This is a genomic window from Delftia sp. DLF01, from assembly GCF_014852125.1.
Lineage (GTDB): Bacteria > Pseudomonadota > Gammaproteobacteria > Burkholderiales > Burkholderiaceae_C > Comamonas > Comamonas acidovorans.
In genome coordinates this window covers 1-14,851 of the sequence record NZ_JACVAZ010000006.1, presented here as the reverse complement: position 1 = coordinate 14,851, position 14,851 = coordinate 1, and the positions used below count along the sequence as shown (strand labels likewise).

The 14,851-nt window shown below is 67.2% G+C and carries 12 protein-coding genes; 2 read left to right on the top strand and 10 right to left on the bottom strand.

Features of this window, described 5'->3' with window-relative positions; genetic code table 11:
- Positions 1–23: 23 nt before the first annotated feature.
- The 10 genes from IB269_RS25800 to IB269_RS25755 form a co-directional block, all read right to left on the bottom strand.
- The gene (locus IB269_RS25800; protein ID WP_013800183.1) at positions 24–542 is read right to left on the bottom strand and encodes an AmiS/UreI family transporter; all 519 of its coding nucleotides are present in this window, start codon (positions 540–542) and stop codon (positions 24–26) included.
- 295 nt (positions 543–837) lie between these two features.
- Positions 838–1,704, bottom strand: a complete 867-nt coding sequence (locus IB269_RS25795; protein WP_192368679.1) for a ProQ/FinO family protein — start codon at positions 1,702–1,704, stop codon at positions 838–840.
- Between the two features lie 84 nt (positions 1,705–1,788).
- A complete protein-coding gene (glcF, locus tag IB269_RS25790; protein WP_013800181.1) occupies positions 1,789–3,039 on the bottom strand; it encodes a glycolate oxidase subunit GlcF in 1,251 nt (416 codons plus the stop codon).
- 61 nt (positions 3,040–3,100) lie between these two features.
- Complete coding sequence (locus IB269_RS25785) at positions 3,101–3,883, bottom strand: YoaK family protein (protein WP_192368678.1); 783 nt, start codon at positions 3,881–3,883, stop codon at positions 3,101–3,103.
- Between the two features lie 25 nt (positions 3,884–3,908).
- The gene (gene glcE, locus IB269_RS25780) at positions 3,909–5,063 is read right to left on the bottom strand and encodes a glycolate oxidase subunit GlcE (RefSeq protein ID WP_192368677.1); all 1,155 of its coding nucleotides are present in this window, start codon (positions 5,061–5,063) and stop codon (positions 3,909–3,911) included.
- A gap of 136 nt (positions 5,064–5,199) precedes the next feature.
- Positions 5,200–5,511 carry a helix-turn-helix domain-containing protein gene (locus IB269_RS25775; RefSeq protein ID WP_013800179.1) on the bottom strand — a complete coding sequence of 104 codons (312 nt, stop codon included), beginning with the start codon at positions 5,509–5,511 and terminating at the stop codon, positions 5,200–5,202.
- Entirely contained in the window at positions 5,492–5,875 is a 384-nt protein-coding gene (locus IB269_RS25770; protein ID WP_071953825.1) for a type II toxin-antitoxin system RelE/ParE family toxin, read from the bottom strand. Before IB269_RS25770 ends, IB269_RS25775 begins: the two co-directional genes overlap by 20 nt.
- Positions 5,876–6,072: 197 nt before the next feature.
- Positions 6,073–7,446 (bottom strand): ammonium transporter, encoded by a 1,374-nt coding sequence (gene amt / locus IB269_RS25765; RefSeq protein ID WP_170962109.1) that lies wholly within the window; start codon positions 7,444–7,446, stop codon positions 6,073–6,075.
- A 31-nt stretch (positions 7,447–7,477) separates the two neighbouring features.
- Positions 7,478–7,816, bottom strand: coding sequence for a P-II family nitrogen regulator (locus tag IB269_RS25760; RefSeq protein WP_012202241.1), 339 nt, complete (start codon positions 7,814–7,816; stop codon positions 7,478–7,480).
- A 23-nt stretch (positions 7,817–7,839) separates the two neighbouring features.
- Positions 7,840–8,571, bottom strand: coding sequence for a TorF family putative porin (locus IB269_RS25755; RefSeq protein WP_013800176.1), 732 nt, complete (start codon positions 8,569–8,571; stop codon positions 7,840–7,842).
- Between the two features lie 474 nt (positions 8,572–9,045).
- Here IB269_RS25755 and tssI point away from each other — a divergent pair, with 474 nt between their 5' ends.
- Positions 9,046–11,376 (top strand): type VI secretion system tip protein TssI/VgrG, encoded by a 2,331-nt coding sequence (gene tssI / locus IB269_RS25750; protein WP_192368676.1) that lies wholly within the window; start codon positions 9,046–9,048, stop codon positions 11,374–11,376.
- Positions 11,377–11,454: 78 nt separating this feature from the next.
- On the top strand, positions 11,455–14,851 hold a 3,397-nt coding region (locus tag IB269_RS25745), incomplete at its 3' end, for a DUF6531 domain-containing protein (protein WP_192368675.1).

Genomic DNA, 14,851 nt, shown 5'->3' with positions numbered 1-14,851 from the left:
CCGCCCGTACTCACGCTGCGCAATCAGCCCGTGAGCTGCCCGGCCAGCAGCAGGTAGCCCGGCAGCCAGCCCGTGAGCACGCCCTGCGCAATGCACAGGGCGCCCGTCACGCGGCCGATGTTGCGGCCCAGGGCCAGCAGCACGAAGAACATGGCCCACAGCACGGCCCAGGCCGCCCAGTTGGCCGCCATCCACCAGTCGATGGCGGTGCGCGCGCCCAGCAGGGTGTCGATGGCCACGGGCACGGCGGTGATGGCCACGAACAGGCTGAACCAGCCCAGGCCCCGGCCATCGGCGCCCGTGAAGCGGTTGATGGCCACCCACAGGTAGGTGAAGGCGAACAGCAGGGTCAGCGCGCCGGTCTTGACCGAGGCCGCATCAGGCTCGGGCCCGAAGGCCGAGGCCAGGCCGATGATCAGCGAGACCAGGCCCGCGAACACGTTGATGACCCAGATCTCCCGGTCGGCGATGCGCCCCAGCATCCACAGGCCGTTCAGGCACAGCACGGCGCCCACGTAGAACAACGACAAACCCAGCCACATCGCAAGTCTCCTTTTGCTTTTTTGCTTTGAAGTGCCTTGCGCGCCGTGTTCATTTCCCGGAACGAGCGCGCACGGCAAGGCGCCGCCGCCCCGTGGCCGGGTGCAGCGGCGTCCGTGAAACAGTTCATCCCCGGGCCCGCCCCTGGTGGGCATCTGCGTGCTGGCGGACGGGTCCGCTGCAGAGATGCCGCCTGTGATCCAGGGCAGGTGCACCGGCGCGGCCCTTGCCGGGCACGCGGCGGTGGAGTGTGCCGGCAGGCGGTGCTGCCGGTCTTTGGCGCTGGTCCTTGGTGCCTCAGGCCGCCTGCGTCTGCAGGCGGCGGCGGGCGCGTTCCAGCTGCTGCGCCACCTGGCGCGGGTTCATGCCGTACATGTCGGCAAAGCCGGCTTCGGAGGTCTGGCCGCTGGCCTCGAAGGCGCGCAGCAGCGCCTCGTCGCGGGCGGTGCGCGCATCGGCCTCGGCCAGTGCCTCGGCCACCAGGGTGTTGGTGGCCTCGTCACGGCCCTGCACGCGCGCCGCGTAGTCGTCGCGCGACAGGCCCGATGCCTCGTAGGCCGCGATGATGCGGTTGCGCAGCTTGGGCGCCAGGTCTTCGGGCGAGCGGTGCTGGCGGCGGCGGAAGACTTCGATCAGCGCATGGTGCACATGCTCGGGCGCCATGGCCTCGACCGACTGGCCCTGCAGGTCATGCCGGGCCTGGCCGCTGGCCACCACGGTGAGGTAGCGGCTCGAGCGCGTGTGTTGGGACAGGGCCAGCTTGAGCTGGTCGCGGTCAATGGCTTCAGGATGGGCGGCCAGCAGGTCCTCGAAGATGCCGCGCTTGAGCGGCAGCGGCTGCTCGCCGAACAGGTTCGGATGCCATTGGGCCAGTTGCGCCAGCAGCGGATGCTGGGTGCGCACGGGCCTGGAAGCGTTGGCCTCGGCACTGGCGGCCATGCCGGATGCGGCATCGGCGGCAGGCTCGGTGGCCTTGCCCTTGTTGCGGCCACGTCCGCCACGGCGCGAGCGCTTGCGGCCCTGGCCATCGGCGCTGGCTGCAGCCTGCGGCTCGGTGCCGGCAGCGGCGTCCGCCGGCAGCGCGGCGCTCTGTTCTTGCGGTTCAGACACGGATTCAGTCATGGCGGAGCACGTGGGCTTGGAGAAAACGAAACCCCGCATCATGCCAGCATTGCAAAGGCTTGCGCGGGCATAGGCCCCACGGCGTCGCGCTGGAGGCACAGATGCGCAGTCGGTACGCGGCGGGTCTCAGGCCAGCAGGGCCTCGTCCAGCACCTCGATCCAGTGGCGCACGGGCAGGTCCGTGCCGTTTTGCAGGTGGACGATGCAGCCCATGTTGGCCGAGAGGATGGCGGCGGGCCGCCGGGCATCGAAGCCTTCGGTCAGCGCACCGATCTTGCGGTCGCGCAACTGGTGCGAGAGTTCGGGCTGCAGCACCGAGTAGGTTCCCGCCGAGCCGCAGCACAGGTGAGACTCGGTGCGCGCCACGCGCAGCTCGAAGCCCAGCCTGGCCAGATGGGTTTCCACGCCGCCGCGCAGCTTTTGCCCGTGCTGCAGCGTGCAGGGCGGGTGGTAGGCCATGGGCGCGGCCGGTGCGCGCACCCTGCCCTGCAGGCGCTCGGCCAGCTCGGGCAGGAGTTCGGGCAACAGCTCGCTCAGGTCGCGCGTGAGGGCGCTGATGCGGGCTGCCTTGTCCGCGTACTGCGCATCGTCCTTGAGCAGATGGCCGTATTCCTTGACGGTGACGCCGCAGCCCGAGGCATTCATGACAATGGCCTCCACCGCGCCGCTGTCCACCTGCGGCCACCAGGCGTCGATATTGGCGCGCATCTGCGCCTTGCCGCCTTCCTGGTCGTTGAGGTGGAATTTCACGGCGCCGCAGCAACCGGCCTTGGGGGCGATCACGGTCTGTATGCCGGCCGCATCCAGCACGCGCGCGGTGGCGAAGTTGATGCGCGGCATCATGGCCGGCTGCACGCATCCGGCCAGCAGCAGCACCTTGCGCGCATGCTCGCGCACGGGCCAGGCGCCGGCATCCTGGGGCTGGGGCACTTTCTCGGCCAGGACTTCGGGCAGCAGGCCGCGCACGGCCTGGCCCAGCTTCAGGGCCGGGGCGAACAGCGGCGAGTTCAGCCCTTCCTTGAGCGCCCAGCGCCTGGCGCGCTCGCCCAAGGGGCGCGGCACCTGTTCCTCGACGATCTTGCGGCCTATGTCCACCAGGTGGCCGTACTGCACGCCGCTGGGGCAGGTACTTTCGCAGTTGCGGCAGGTCAGGCAGCGGTCCAGGTGCTGCTGGGTGGCGCGCGTGGGCGTCTCGCCCTCCAGCACCTGCTTGATCAGGTAGATGCGGCCACGCGGCCCGTCCAGTTCATCGCCCAGCAATTGGTAGGTCGGGCAGGTGGCCGTGCAAAAGCCGCAGTGCACGCACTTGCGCAGAATGGCTTCGGCCTCCTGGCCCTCGGGCGTGGCGCGGTACTGGGGTGCGAGTTGGGTCTGCATGGTGGGGCTCTTGTTGTATGGGTATCGGGGAACGGTCAGGCACGGCAGCCGGACGCGGCGGTCACGCGCGAGGCGCGGCTCGCCGGCCCAGCAGCAGGGGCAGCCGCGCACGGTCGGCCCACAGCGGCGGCAGGGACAGCAGGCACAGCACCACGGCCAGCGGCACGACGAACACAAAGCCCAGGTGCCGGAAACCCAGCGCACCCGCAATGCCGCCCAGCAGGAACATGGACAGCAGCCCTGCGAACAGCCGCAGCCGCACATGGTTGGCGTGGACCCGGTGCTCGGGCGGGCTGCCATGGCGGTTCCAGTAGAGCGCGCGGCCCAGCTCCATGCCCAGGTCGGTGATCACGCCCGTCATGTGCGTGGTGCGGATCTGCGAGGACGACATCTTGGTCACCGTGGCGTTCTGCAATCCCATGATGAAGGACAGCAGCAGCACGGCCAGCGGCACGGCGAACGGCGTGGGCCAGGCCAGCATGGCCGCGCCCAGCATGCCGAAGAGCAGCATCAGCGCGGCTTCCAGCAGCAGCGGCAGCGCATAGCTGCTGCGCAGCCGGTGGTGGCGCGCCCAGTTGACCAGCAGCGACGTTGCGGCCGCGCCGCACAGAAAGGCCAGCAGCGCGCCGCAGGCACTGAGCACCAGCGCCGTATTGCCCAGCACGAGGTTGTCGGCCAGCAGCGAGACAAAGCCCGTCATGTGCGAGGTATAGGAGTGCACCAGCAAAAAGCCGCCCGCATTCACCGCACCCGCGTTGAAGGCCAGCAGCAGGCCCAGCGTGCGGTTGCTGGCCACCGTGCGGTGCCGGTCCGTGAGCAGGTGCAGATGGTGGCGCATGCGCATGGGCGGAGCCAGGCGTTGGCCCGGCCTACCAGGCGGCGGCCAGCCGGCCGCGGTTGAAGATGCCCGCAGGATCGAAGGCCTGCTTGAGCCGCGCATGCAGCGCGGCCGTGGCGTCGGCCGCCTGGGCGTCGAAATCGGGCTCGGCGCCGGGCTGGTCTGCGGCCTCGGAGCGGAACAAGGTGGCCGATCCGCCCGCTGCTTTTGCCAGCGCGCGCAGCGCATGGCCCAGCGCACGCGGCGCCTGCACCCAGCGCAATGCGCCGTGCCATTCGATCAGCGGCCCCGTGCAGCCGTCCGGCAGCGCCAGGGCCGGAGCCGTCTGCGGCACGGACAGGCGCCACAGCGCATGGCCCGGCGCGCGTGCGGTGAACCAGGGCAGCTGCTGCTCGCGGCAGGCCTGCCAGTCGGCAGCAGCATGCACAGGGTCCATGCGCTGCACACGCTCGCCACCCAGGCGCTCGCAGGCCGCCTGCACGGCGGCACGTGCACCGCGCAGGCGCAGGTACAGCACGCCCTGGGCTGCGCCCTCCTCCTGCAGCCAGCAACTGGCATTGAGCGGCAGCGGCTGCCCGCCCCAGGCATTGAGCCAGTCAAGCGCCTGCTGCTGGCTGCATGCGAAGCGCAGCGTGGCCTCGGCCGGCGCCACGGGCAGCACCTTGAGGCTGACCTCGGTGATCAGGCCCAGCGCGCCCCAGGAGCCCGCCATCAGCCGCGAGACGTCGTAGCCCGCCACGTTCTTCATGACCTGCCCGCCGTAGCGCAGCAGCTCGCCCTGGCCGTTGATCATCTCCAGCCCCAGCACGAAGTCGCGCACGGCGCCCACGCTGGCACGCGCGGGCCCTGACAGGCCGCTGGCCACCATGCCACCCACGGTGGCGTTGCTGCTGTCTCCATCGAAATGCGGAGGCTCGAAGGCCAGGCACTGGCCCTGTGCCGCGAGCAGGGCCTCGACCTCGGCCAGCGGCGTGCCGGCGCGCACGGTCACGACCAGCTCGCTGGGCTCATAGCTGACCACGCCGGCCAGCGCACGCGTTTCCAGCAGCTCGCCCTGCAGGGCCAGGCCGTGAAAATCCTTGGTGCCGCCGCCGCGTATGCGCAGCGGCGTGGCGTCGGCCGCAGCAGCGCGCACGCGCTGGGCGATCTGGAGGAGGTGGCTTTGGGCTGAATCCATGGCCTGCATCGTAGCGGCTGGGCCCTTTTGCGCCTCGGTGCGGACCCGTGAATTTTTTGAACGGCGCGCTTGAAGTTCTGCGGGCGGCGCAAAACACCCTCACCCAAAAGGCAAAGGCAGACGCCGGATCAGCCGCCTGCGCCCCTCATCGGAGAGGCTCGAAAGGATGGACCTGGATGTCGGCGTCGGGAAACGAGGCGACCAGCCTCAGCTCGCCGCCCAGCGCACGGACGTACTCGCGCAGCGTGCTCACGTACATGTCCTCGCGGCGCTCCAGCTTGGAGATGGATGCTTGCTCCACGTTCATGGCCCTGGCCACTTCGACCTGTGTCACGTTGCGGGCCTTGCGCAATTCCTGGAGCTGCATTTCCACCAGCATGGCCTCGGCCCGCGCGGCGGCCCGGGACTGTGCCTCAGGCGACATCCTGGCGCGCAGTTCACTGAATTTCCTGGCCATCGATTCGTCCTTCCTTTTGCAGGGTTTCGAGGTGGGTGTCGTACAGCCGATCGGCAATGGGCACATGCACCTCATACCAGCGGCCGTCGCCCGTTTTGTCGCCGCCGATCAGCAAGATTGCGCAGCGGCGCGGATCGAACGCGTAAAGCAGCCGGTAAGGCCGTCCCTCATGTTGCACACGAAGCTCACGCATGTGCGGATGCCTGGAACTCCCGATGCCGGACGTATGGGGATACCCGAGATTCGGCCCTCTTGCCTCCAGCAGACGCACCGACGCGTCGATGGACTCCTGCTCGGCCTGCGTCAGATCAGCCCACCAATCGCCAAGCTCGTCGGTGTACTCCACCTCCCAGGGTTGGGTCATTATTCCCTCCAGAATATATTCCGTCAATGGCATATAGGCCAAAGATCCGTCTTATAACGGAGCTCACCATAAGGCGGTTGGCGTGCGGCAGACCTCCTGATTTCCTCAGCCGCTGAAGGGCGTTTGCGGCGCGGCAATGAAAAAAGGCCCCGGTGCAAGCACCGAGGCCAATCCGCAATGAACTCCCTGGAAACCGATCAGCGGTAGTACGCCACCTCGCCGTGCGTGGTGATGTCCAGGCCCTGGCGCTCGGACTCTTCGCTGACGCGCAGGCCGACGACCAGGTCGCAGATCTTGTAGGAGATGCCAGCCACCACGCCGGACCAGACGATGGTCAGCAGCACGCTCTTGACCTGCACCCACACTTGATGGCCCATGTTGAAGTCTGCGGGCTCGATGCCGCCCAGGCTGGAAGCGCAGAACACGCCGGTCAGGATGGCACCCAGGATGCCGCCCACACCGTGCACGCCGAACACGTCGCAGACGTCATCGACCTTGAGCAGCTTCTTGAGGCCCGACACACCCCACAGGCAGACGGGACCGGCGATCAGGCCCATGACGATGGCGCCCATGGGGCCGACGAGGCCGGCCGCCGGGGTGATGACCACCAGGCCGCCCACGGCGCCCGAGGCGGCGCCCAGCATCGAGGCCTTGCCCTTGTGCAGGGCTTCGGCAGCCAGCCAGGAGATGGTGGCGGCGCCCGTGGCGACGATGGTGTTGATGAAGGCCAGGCCGGCAATGCCGTTGGCAGCACCTGCCGAGCCGGCATTGAAGCCGAACCAGCCCACCCACAGCAGCGAGGCACCGACCATGGTCAGCGTCAGGCTGTGCGGGGGCAGTGCCTCGCGGCCGAAGCCGATGCGCTTGCCCAGCATGTAGGAGCCCACCAGACCGGCGATACCGGCGTTGATGTGCACCACGGTGCCGCCGGCGAAGTCCAGCGCGCCGTCCTTGCCCAGCAGGCCGCCACCCCAGACCATGTGGGCCATGGGGATGTAGCTGAAGGTGAACCACAGCACCGAGAACAGGATCACGGCCGAGAACTTGATGCGCTCGGCGAAGGCGCCGACGATCAGGGCCACGGTGATGGCGGCGAACGTGGACTGGAAGGCCACGAACACGTACTCGGGAATGGTCGGCAGCGCGCCGGCCAGCGTGTCGGGTGCAATGCCCTTGAGGAAGATCTTGCTGAAGCCGCCGAAGAAGTTGCCTTCGCCGGCAAAGGTCAGCGAGTAGCCGTAGACGGCCCACAGCAGCGTGATCAGCGAGAAGATCACGAAGACCTGGCAGAGCACGGACAGCATGTTCTTCGTGCGCACCAGGCCGCCGTAGAACAGTGCCAGGCCCGGGATCACCATCAGGATCACCAGCATGGTCGAGGTCAGCATCCAGGCCGTGTCACCGGCGCTGAGTGCGGGGGCCGGCGCCTCGGCTGCGGCCGCGGCGGCGGGGGCTGCTGCAGCGGCTGCATCGGCAACGGCTGCAGCGGCGGCGGGCTCCTGTGCCAGGGCAGCGGCGCCTGCGGCCAGCAGGCCCAGCCCCAGGCCCATGGAAAGAAGTCGTTTGGTCATGGCAGTCTTTCGGGAAACGAGGGGTTGAAACTCACAGTGCGCTGTCGCCGGTCTCGCCGGTACGGATGCGGACGGCCTGCTCGATGGGCAGCACGAAGATCTTGCCGTCACCGATCTTGCCGGTGCGCGCAGCGGCCTCGATGGCATCGATCACCTGATCCACCAGCGCATCGGGCACGGCGGCCTCCAGGCGCAGCTTGGGCAGGAAATCGACCACGTATTCCGCGCCGCGATACAGCTCGGTATGGCCCTTTTGGCGGCCGAAGCCCTTGACTTCGGTCACGGTGATGCCCTGCACGCCGATGTCGGAGAGCGCCTCGCGCACCTCGTCGAGCTTGAAGGGCTTGATGATGGCGGTCACCAGTTTCATGATGCTTTGCTCCTCAGGTCCGGTTACAGGGTCTTGGTCAGCGTCACGATCAGGCGCGCCTTGTTGACGTCACCGAAGTACGACTTCTTGTTCGCACCCGTCACGGCCGCGCCCAGCGACACGCCGTCGCCGAAGTCGTAGGCGCCGCCCACGCTGTAGTCCATATAGTTGGGCACGCCCAAGCCCTTGATGTCGCTGGCAAAGCGGGTGAAGCCCAGCGATGCCTTGACCGTCACTTTGGGCATCACTTCCTGGGTGAAGCCCAGCCACAGGTAGCCGGTGTTGCGGCCCGACAGTCCCGAGCCGGCCTTCTCGCCGGCCCAGCCGAAGTAGTCCTTGGACACGGTGTGCGAGTACTTGGCCGTGAACGGTCCATAGGTGGCCGCGCCATACAGCTCCGTGGTGTTGCCACTGGAATTGCCCGAGTACAGGTACTGCAGCGCGCCGAAGTCCAGGTCTACCTCGCCGGCCTTGAACTTGTAGCCGCCGTAGAAATCGGTTTCCAGCGAATTGCGGGGGAGCCAGTCCACGCTGGAGTTCCAGTTGCCGATGTACCAGCCGCTGTCACCGAAGGTGTAGTCGAAACCGCCTTGCAGGGCAGGCTTGACGGCCTTGTTGCGTCCCGTGTCCTGGTCCTGTCCGCGGAACTTGTAGTTCGTCGTCAGGGACACATTGGCCGTGAGCTGGGCGTGGGCCCAGAGCGGAGCGATGGCGACACAGGCGATGGCGAGCGACTTGAGGCTGGCACGGGACATGGGATCCTCCGGTTTGAAAAATTTCGTGACAACCGGGTTAAGCACGGACCGTGCCAGTCTTTTGATGCCGGGGCGTGCGCCTTTCCGGCTCCCCAATGCGGCGCTGCAACACACAGCGATGCACCGGCTTTGTGCAAAAAATGTGCACCGATGCGGCGATAGCGGGCACTCACATGGCGCATCATCAAAAATGCACCAAGATAGTGCATATCACATTACAGTCCTGCTTGCTCTGCCCTCAGAGGCCTGGTATTGCTAGAACGCACTGTAAGCAGGGACTCTCAAAACGCCTGTATCGGGGTATTCCGATATCGATGATTTTCCAAATAAACACCACCTTGCATCCCAGATAAGGCAATTGCTTACATATCCAGGATATTTCCGACCCCTCATTTGATTGCCCTATGGCCATCGGCTTGTCTATGATCCCCGCTCACCAAGAGCAGGGAGGCCGCCCCCAGGGCGGCGCGCACTATGACACGCCGAGTCACCATACACACGCCATTGGGCGAGCAGCTGCATTTCCGTGAATTGCGCGGCCAGGAAAACATCAGCCAGCTCTTCAGCCTCGATGTGGAAATGCTCAGCGAAAGCGAAAGCATCGATCCCAAGGCCCTATTGGGCAAAAACGCCACCATAGAAATAGAAACCCAGGGCGGCGGCAGGCGCTTCATCGACGGCATCGTCACCCGCTTTGGCATGCAGGGCCAGGACCACCGCCACTACGCCTACAAGGCCCGCCTGAGCCCCTGGCTGTGGCTGGCCACGCGCAAGAGCGACTTTCGCATCTTCCAGAACCAGACCGTGCCCGACATCATCGAGCAGGTATTGGGCGTCTATGGCCACCCGCTGCAAAAGAAACTCACGCGTGCGTATCGCAGCTGGGACTACTGCGTTCAATACAACGAAAGCGATTGCGACTTTGTCTCGCGATTGATGGAGCACGAAGGCATTTACTACTTCTTCGAGCATGCCTCGGGCCAGCACACCCTGGTGCTGTGCGACGACATCATTGCCTCGCACAGCATATTGCCCGGGGGCGCCTCCATTCCCTTTTATCCCCCGGAAAAGGCCGCCGCAGGCGATCAGGAAAACATCCACGCCTGGCAGCTGGAGCAGGAAATCAAATCGGGCCGCCATTACAGCGACGACTACGACTTCAAGAAACCCCGGGCCGACCTCACCCACCTGCGGCGCGACCCACCGGGCCACGCCCATGACGGCCACGAAATCTACGAATGGCCGGGCGGCTACACCCAGCTGAGCGACGGCGAAGACTACATCCGCGTGCGCCTGAAGGAAAGCCTCACGGGCCAAAGCCGGGTGCGGGGCCAGTCCTGCCACCGGGCGCTGGCCACGGGCTACACCTTCAGCCTCTACAACTACCCGCGCGGCGACCAGAACCAGCAGTACCTGATCACGGGCCTGAGCTACCACTTGAAGGAGAATCCCCGCGTCAGTGCCGTGGCCCCGGGCGCCAAGGGCAGCGCCGCGGAAGACGGCTCCTTCCAGCGCTACGAGTTGCAGGCCCAGCCCACGAGTCTTGCCTACACGCCCGCGCGCACCACGCCCAAGCCGCGCACCACGGGCCCGCAGACCGCCGTCGTCGTGGGCCCGGCCGGAGAAGAAATCTGGACCGACGAATACGGCCGCATCAAGGTGCAGTTCCACTGGGACCGGCTGGGCGGCATGAACGAGAACTCCAGCTGCTGGATCCGCGTGGCCACGAACTGGGCGGGCCCGGGGTTCGGGGCCATCTCCATTCCGCGCATAGGCCATGAGGTGGTGGTGGACTTCCTCAACGGCGACCCGGACTACCCGCTGGTCACGGGCTGCGTCTACAACGCGGCCAACATGCCGCCCTGGGCGCTGCCGGCCAACGCCACGCAATCGGGCATCAAGACCCGATCGAGCAAGGGCGGGGCCGCAGGCGCGGGCATGAAGAACGGCCCGGGTGACGCCAACGCCATCCGCTTCGAGGACAAGGCCGGTCAAGAACAGCTGTGGCTGCATGCGCAAAAGGACCAGCTCACCGAAGTCGAGAACGACGAGGACAAATGGGTGGGCAACGACCGGCGCAAGACGGTGGACCGCGACGAGACCAACATCATCCACCGGGACCGCACGGAGACCGTGGACCGCGACGAAACCATCACCGTGCACAACAACCGCACGGAGCGGGTGGACCACAACGAGAAGATCAGCATCGGCGACAACCGCAACGAAGACGTTGGCATCGACGAGAACATCTCCATCGGCAAGAACCGCAGCAAGACCGTTGGCAAGACCGAGACCGACAAGATAGGCCAGAACTGGCACGTCACGGTGGGCCTGCTCAAGACCCAGACCATAGGCATGGCCTACATGCAGAACGTGGGTGTGATGAAGATGATGAACATCGGCGTCAACTACATGGAGAACATCGGTGTGGCCATGCAGACCACGGTCGGCATGAGCCAGAACCTCACCGTGGGGCAGGAGCGCCAGGTCAAGGTCGGCAGCAAGCAAAGCACGGAAGTGGGCTCGCAGTACTCGCTGACCGTGGGCGGTGGTGGCGGGGGTGGTGGCGCGGGAGGCGGCATGGCCATGAACATCACGTCGCCCGGTGGCGGCGGCGGCAGCGGTGGGGGCGGAGGCGGCAAAGCCTCCCAGCTCACCATGGATGGGCAAAGCATTGAGCTCAACGCCGCCAAGATCCGGCTCGAAGCCCAGCAGGAAATCCTGCTGACCTGCGGCAAAAGCACCATCCGCATCACGCCCGGCGACATCCAGATTCTCTCGCCCATGGACCGGCTCAACTGCTGAGGCCCGCATGTCCTGCAGCCCCTGCATTCCCCGCATCCGCCGTCCCGTTCTCTCTCACCTCTCCAGGAGCAGCCTCGCATGAGTGGCCAACCCGCAGCCCGTATCACCGACAGCGTCGTCAAGGGCAAGATCGTCACCGGCTCGCTCACCGTGCTCATCGGCAGCCAGGGGGGCCTGGCCTGCTCCGTCTGCCCGGGCGGCATCACCGTCAGTTCCCCCGTCAACCCCCAGCTGGGCGCCAAGGTCCTGTTGGGTGCAGAAGACCTGGACTTCGCCCTGCCCTCGGCTGCGCTGCCTGTGGCCTGGCAGCGCCAGTACAGCAGCTACGTCAACCCCGAGCACGGCGCGGCCTGTGGCCTGCTGGGCCATGGCTGGCACCTGCTGCAGGAGCTCAGCATCCGCCTGCAGGACGAGGCCACCTTGCTGCTGGACGCCAGCGGCCGCGTCATCACCTTCGACCAGCCTCTGGCGCCGGGCGGCCAGCTGCACAGTGCCAGCGAAGACATCTGGCTGCTGCGCGGCGGCAGCCCTGAACAGGGCACAGCGCCCTGGGCTGCGAACCCACGCTGGAGCCATGTGGAACAGGCACTGGTGCGCAACCCCGAAGCCATCCTTGCGGTCAGCGGCGATGGCGACACCCTCTGGGGCTTTGGCCCTGCGCCCGGTGAACCTGTCGCCGGTCCCTGGCGCCTCATGGCCCAGATCGACCGCTTCGGGCGCCGCCAGCTCTACCACTACAGCGACGGCACCACACCCGAGGCCTGCCACAGTGCCGGCAAAGAGGCTGTGCCCGCAGGCCGCCTGGTCTCGCTGAGCGACGGCACAGGCCGGCGCTACCGGCTGCTGCACCAGCGCATCCATGGCGGCAGGGATGCGCTGGGTTTGTGGGGCGCCGACGACGGCTGGCGGGTCACAGGCGTGGATCTGGTGCAGGACCCGATGCATCCCCTGTCCACCCCCATCGCCCTCGTGCGCTACGGCTACAGCAGCGCAGGCGACCTCATCACCGTCCACGACCGCGCAGGTCAGCTCGTGCGCGAATTCGAATGGGACCACCACCGCATCAGCGCCCACCGCCATGCCAGCGGCCCCTGGCACCGCTACCGCTACGAGAGCGCCCAGCCCGGCGCCCGCGTCATCGAGCACAGCAACCAGGAAGGGCTGTCCTATCGCTTCGACTACCTCAGCCAACCGCCGGGCCCCGACGGCCAGCCGCGTGCCGCCACCCGCGTCAGCGACAGCCTGGATCGCATCGAGACCTACTACTTCGAAGGTGCAGCGGGCCTGTCGCGCCTCATAGCCCACCACAAGGCCGATGGCAGCCGCTGGCTGCAGGCCTACGACAGCTTCGGCCGCCTGGCTTCGCGCACCGACCCGCTGGGACGCAGCGTGCACCTCAGGCGTGATGGCCAGGGCCGGCTCATCGGCGTGCAACTGCCCGACGGGCGCAGCACCCAGCAGGAACACGACGAAGCCACGGGCCGCCTGCTGCAAAGCACTGACACCGCAGGGGCCAGCACCGGCTACCAATACGACGCCTGGGGCCGCCTCACCCAGATCACCCAGGCCGACGGCAGCACCGAGCGCTACCACTACCCCGACCCCCAGGAGGCGCCGCTCACCTGCGACAGCCCCCGGCGCATCGAAGACGCGCAGGGCGGCAGCAAACAGCTGGCCTGGAGCGACGCGGGCCAACTGCTCAGCTACACCGACTGCTCGGGCCACAGCACGCACTACCACTACGACCGCTGGGGCGCGCTCATCGAAGTGGACAACGCCCTGGGCCAGCGCCAACGCCACCAGCGCGATGGCCAGGGCCGCATCGTGGCCAGCGAACTGCCCAACGGCCAGATCGAACGCTACCACTACGACAGCGCAGGCCACCTCACGCGCATCGATCCGGCCCAGCCTGCGGGCACCTCCAGCGAAACCCAGGCCGCCGACCCCAGCATCCACCTGCGCTACGACCTCTGGGGCAGGCTGGTCCAGCGAACACATGGCGGCCTTACCCTGGCCTTCGAATACGACAGCGCCGGCCGCCTCCTGCGTCTCGTCAACGAAAACGGTGCGCAAAGCCGCTTTGCCTGGGACGCGCTGGACCGGCTCGTGCAGGAAGAAGGGTTTGACCAACGGCTGCAGCGCTACCGCTGGGACGCGGCAGGCCAGCTCATGGAAGCCACGGACGGCAACGCCGCACAGCAAACCAGCAGCCACTACCGCTGGGACGAAGGCGGGCGCCTCGCCGAACGGCAGTTGCCCGCCACGCCCCATGCGCCCGCACAAACCCACCGCTACGAATGGGATGCAGCAGGGCGCCTCACGGCCGCCAGCGTCTGGCAGCACAGCACCGCAGACAACGACAACGGCCTCATCGCCCAACTGCAAAGCCGCATAGCACTGGAGCGCGACGCCCTTGGCCGCATCACCGCAGAAGTGCAGCAGCTGTACCGGACCGGCAAGGACGGGGGCGGGAACGGGGGCGCAGACCAGATCGAATACGAACACCGCATCGCCCACAGCCTGGACGCGCTGGGCGCACGCCAGCACAGCCAGCTGCAAGGCCTGGGAGAGATCGCCTGGCTCACCTACGGTTCAGGCCATGTGCACGGACTGCAGCTCAACGGAGCCAGCCTCATCGACTTCGAACGCGACAGCCTGCACCGCGAAGTCCGCCGCAGCCTGCACCAACCCAACCCCGCAGCAGATGCGCAAAACCCCCTGCAGGTGCAACGCCAATGGGACAGCCTGGGCCGCCTCACGGCCCTGGGCACCACAGGCCTGCAAAGCATGGAAGGCAGGGAACACCTCGTCCAGCCCCTCATCGGCCAGATCCTCGGCCGCCGCTACCACTACGACAGCCTGGGCCAGCTCGTCGCCATCGAACAGGCCGGCGCCCCGGGCCAGGCCGCGCAACTGCTGCGCTACGGCTACGACAGCGCCGGTCGCCTGAGAGCGGCCACCGACAGCCAGCAGCCCCAGACCACCACCCGCTGGCAGATCGACCCTGCAGGCAACCGCCTGCCAGCACCCGGCGCCCCTGGTCAGGCCAGCCCTCAGGACAACTGGGCTGCCCAGGTCCACGCCCACTGGCGGCACACCGACTTCAACCTCATGGGCCTGGGCCACCTTGCAGGCCAGCGCCAAGGCCCCGTGCAGCGCTGGGAAGACAACCGCATAGGCTTCACTGAAGACCGCGTCTGGCGCTACGACCCCTGCGGCAACCGCATCGCGCAAATGCAGGCAGACCACAGCCAGCAGCAACTGCACTACGACGGAGCCCACCAGCTCATAGCGGTGCGCAGCAGCCAGATCCAGGGCAACGCAGAGCAACTGCGCCACCACGGCCGTTACACCTACGACGCCCTGGGCCGCAGGCTCAAGCAGCAAGTGGAAAGCGCGGACTCCACAGAATCCACCCGCACCCACTACTACGGCTGGGACGGCGACCGCCTCATCCACACCGAACGCCTGCAGC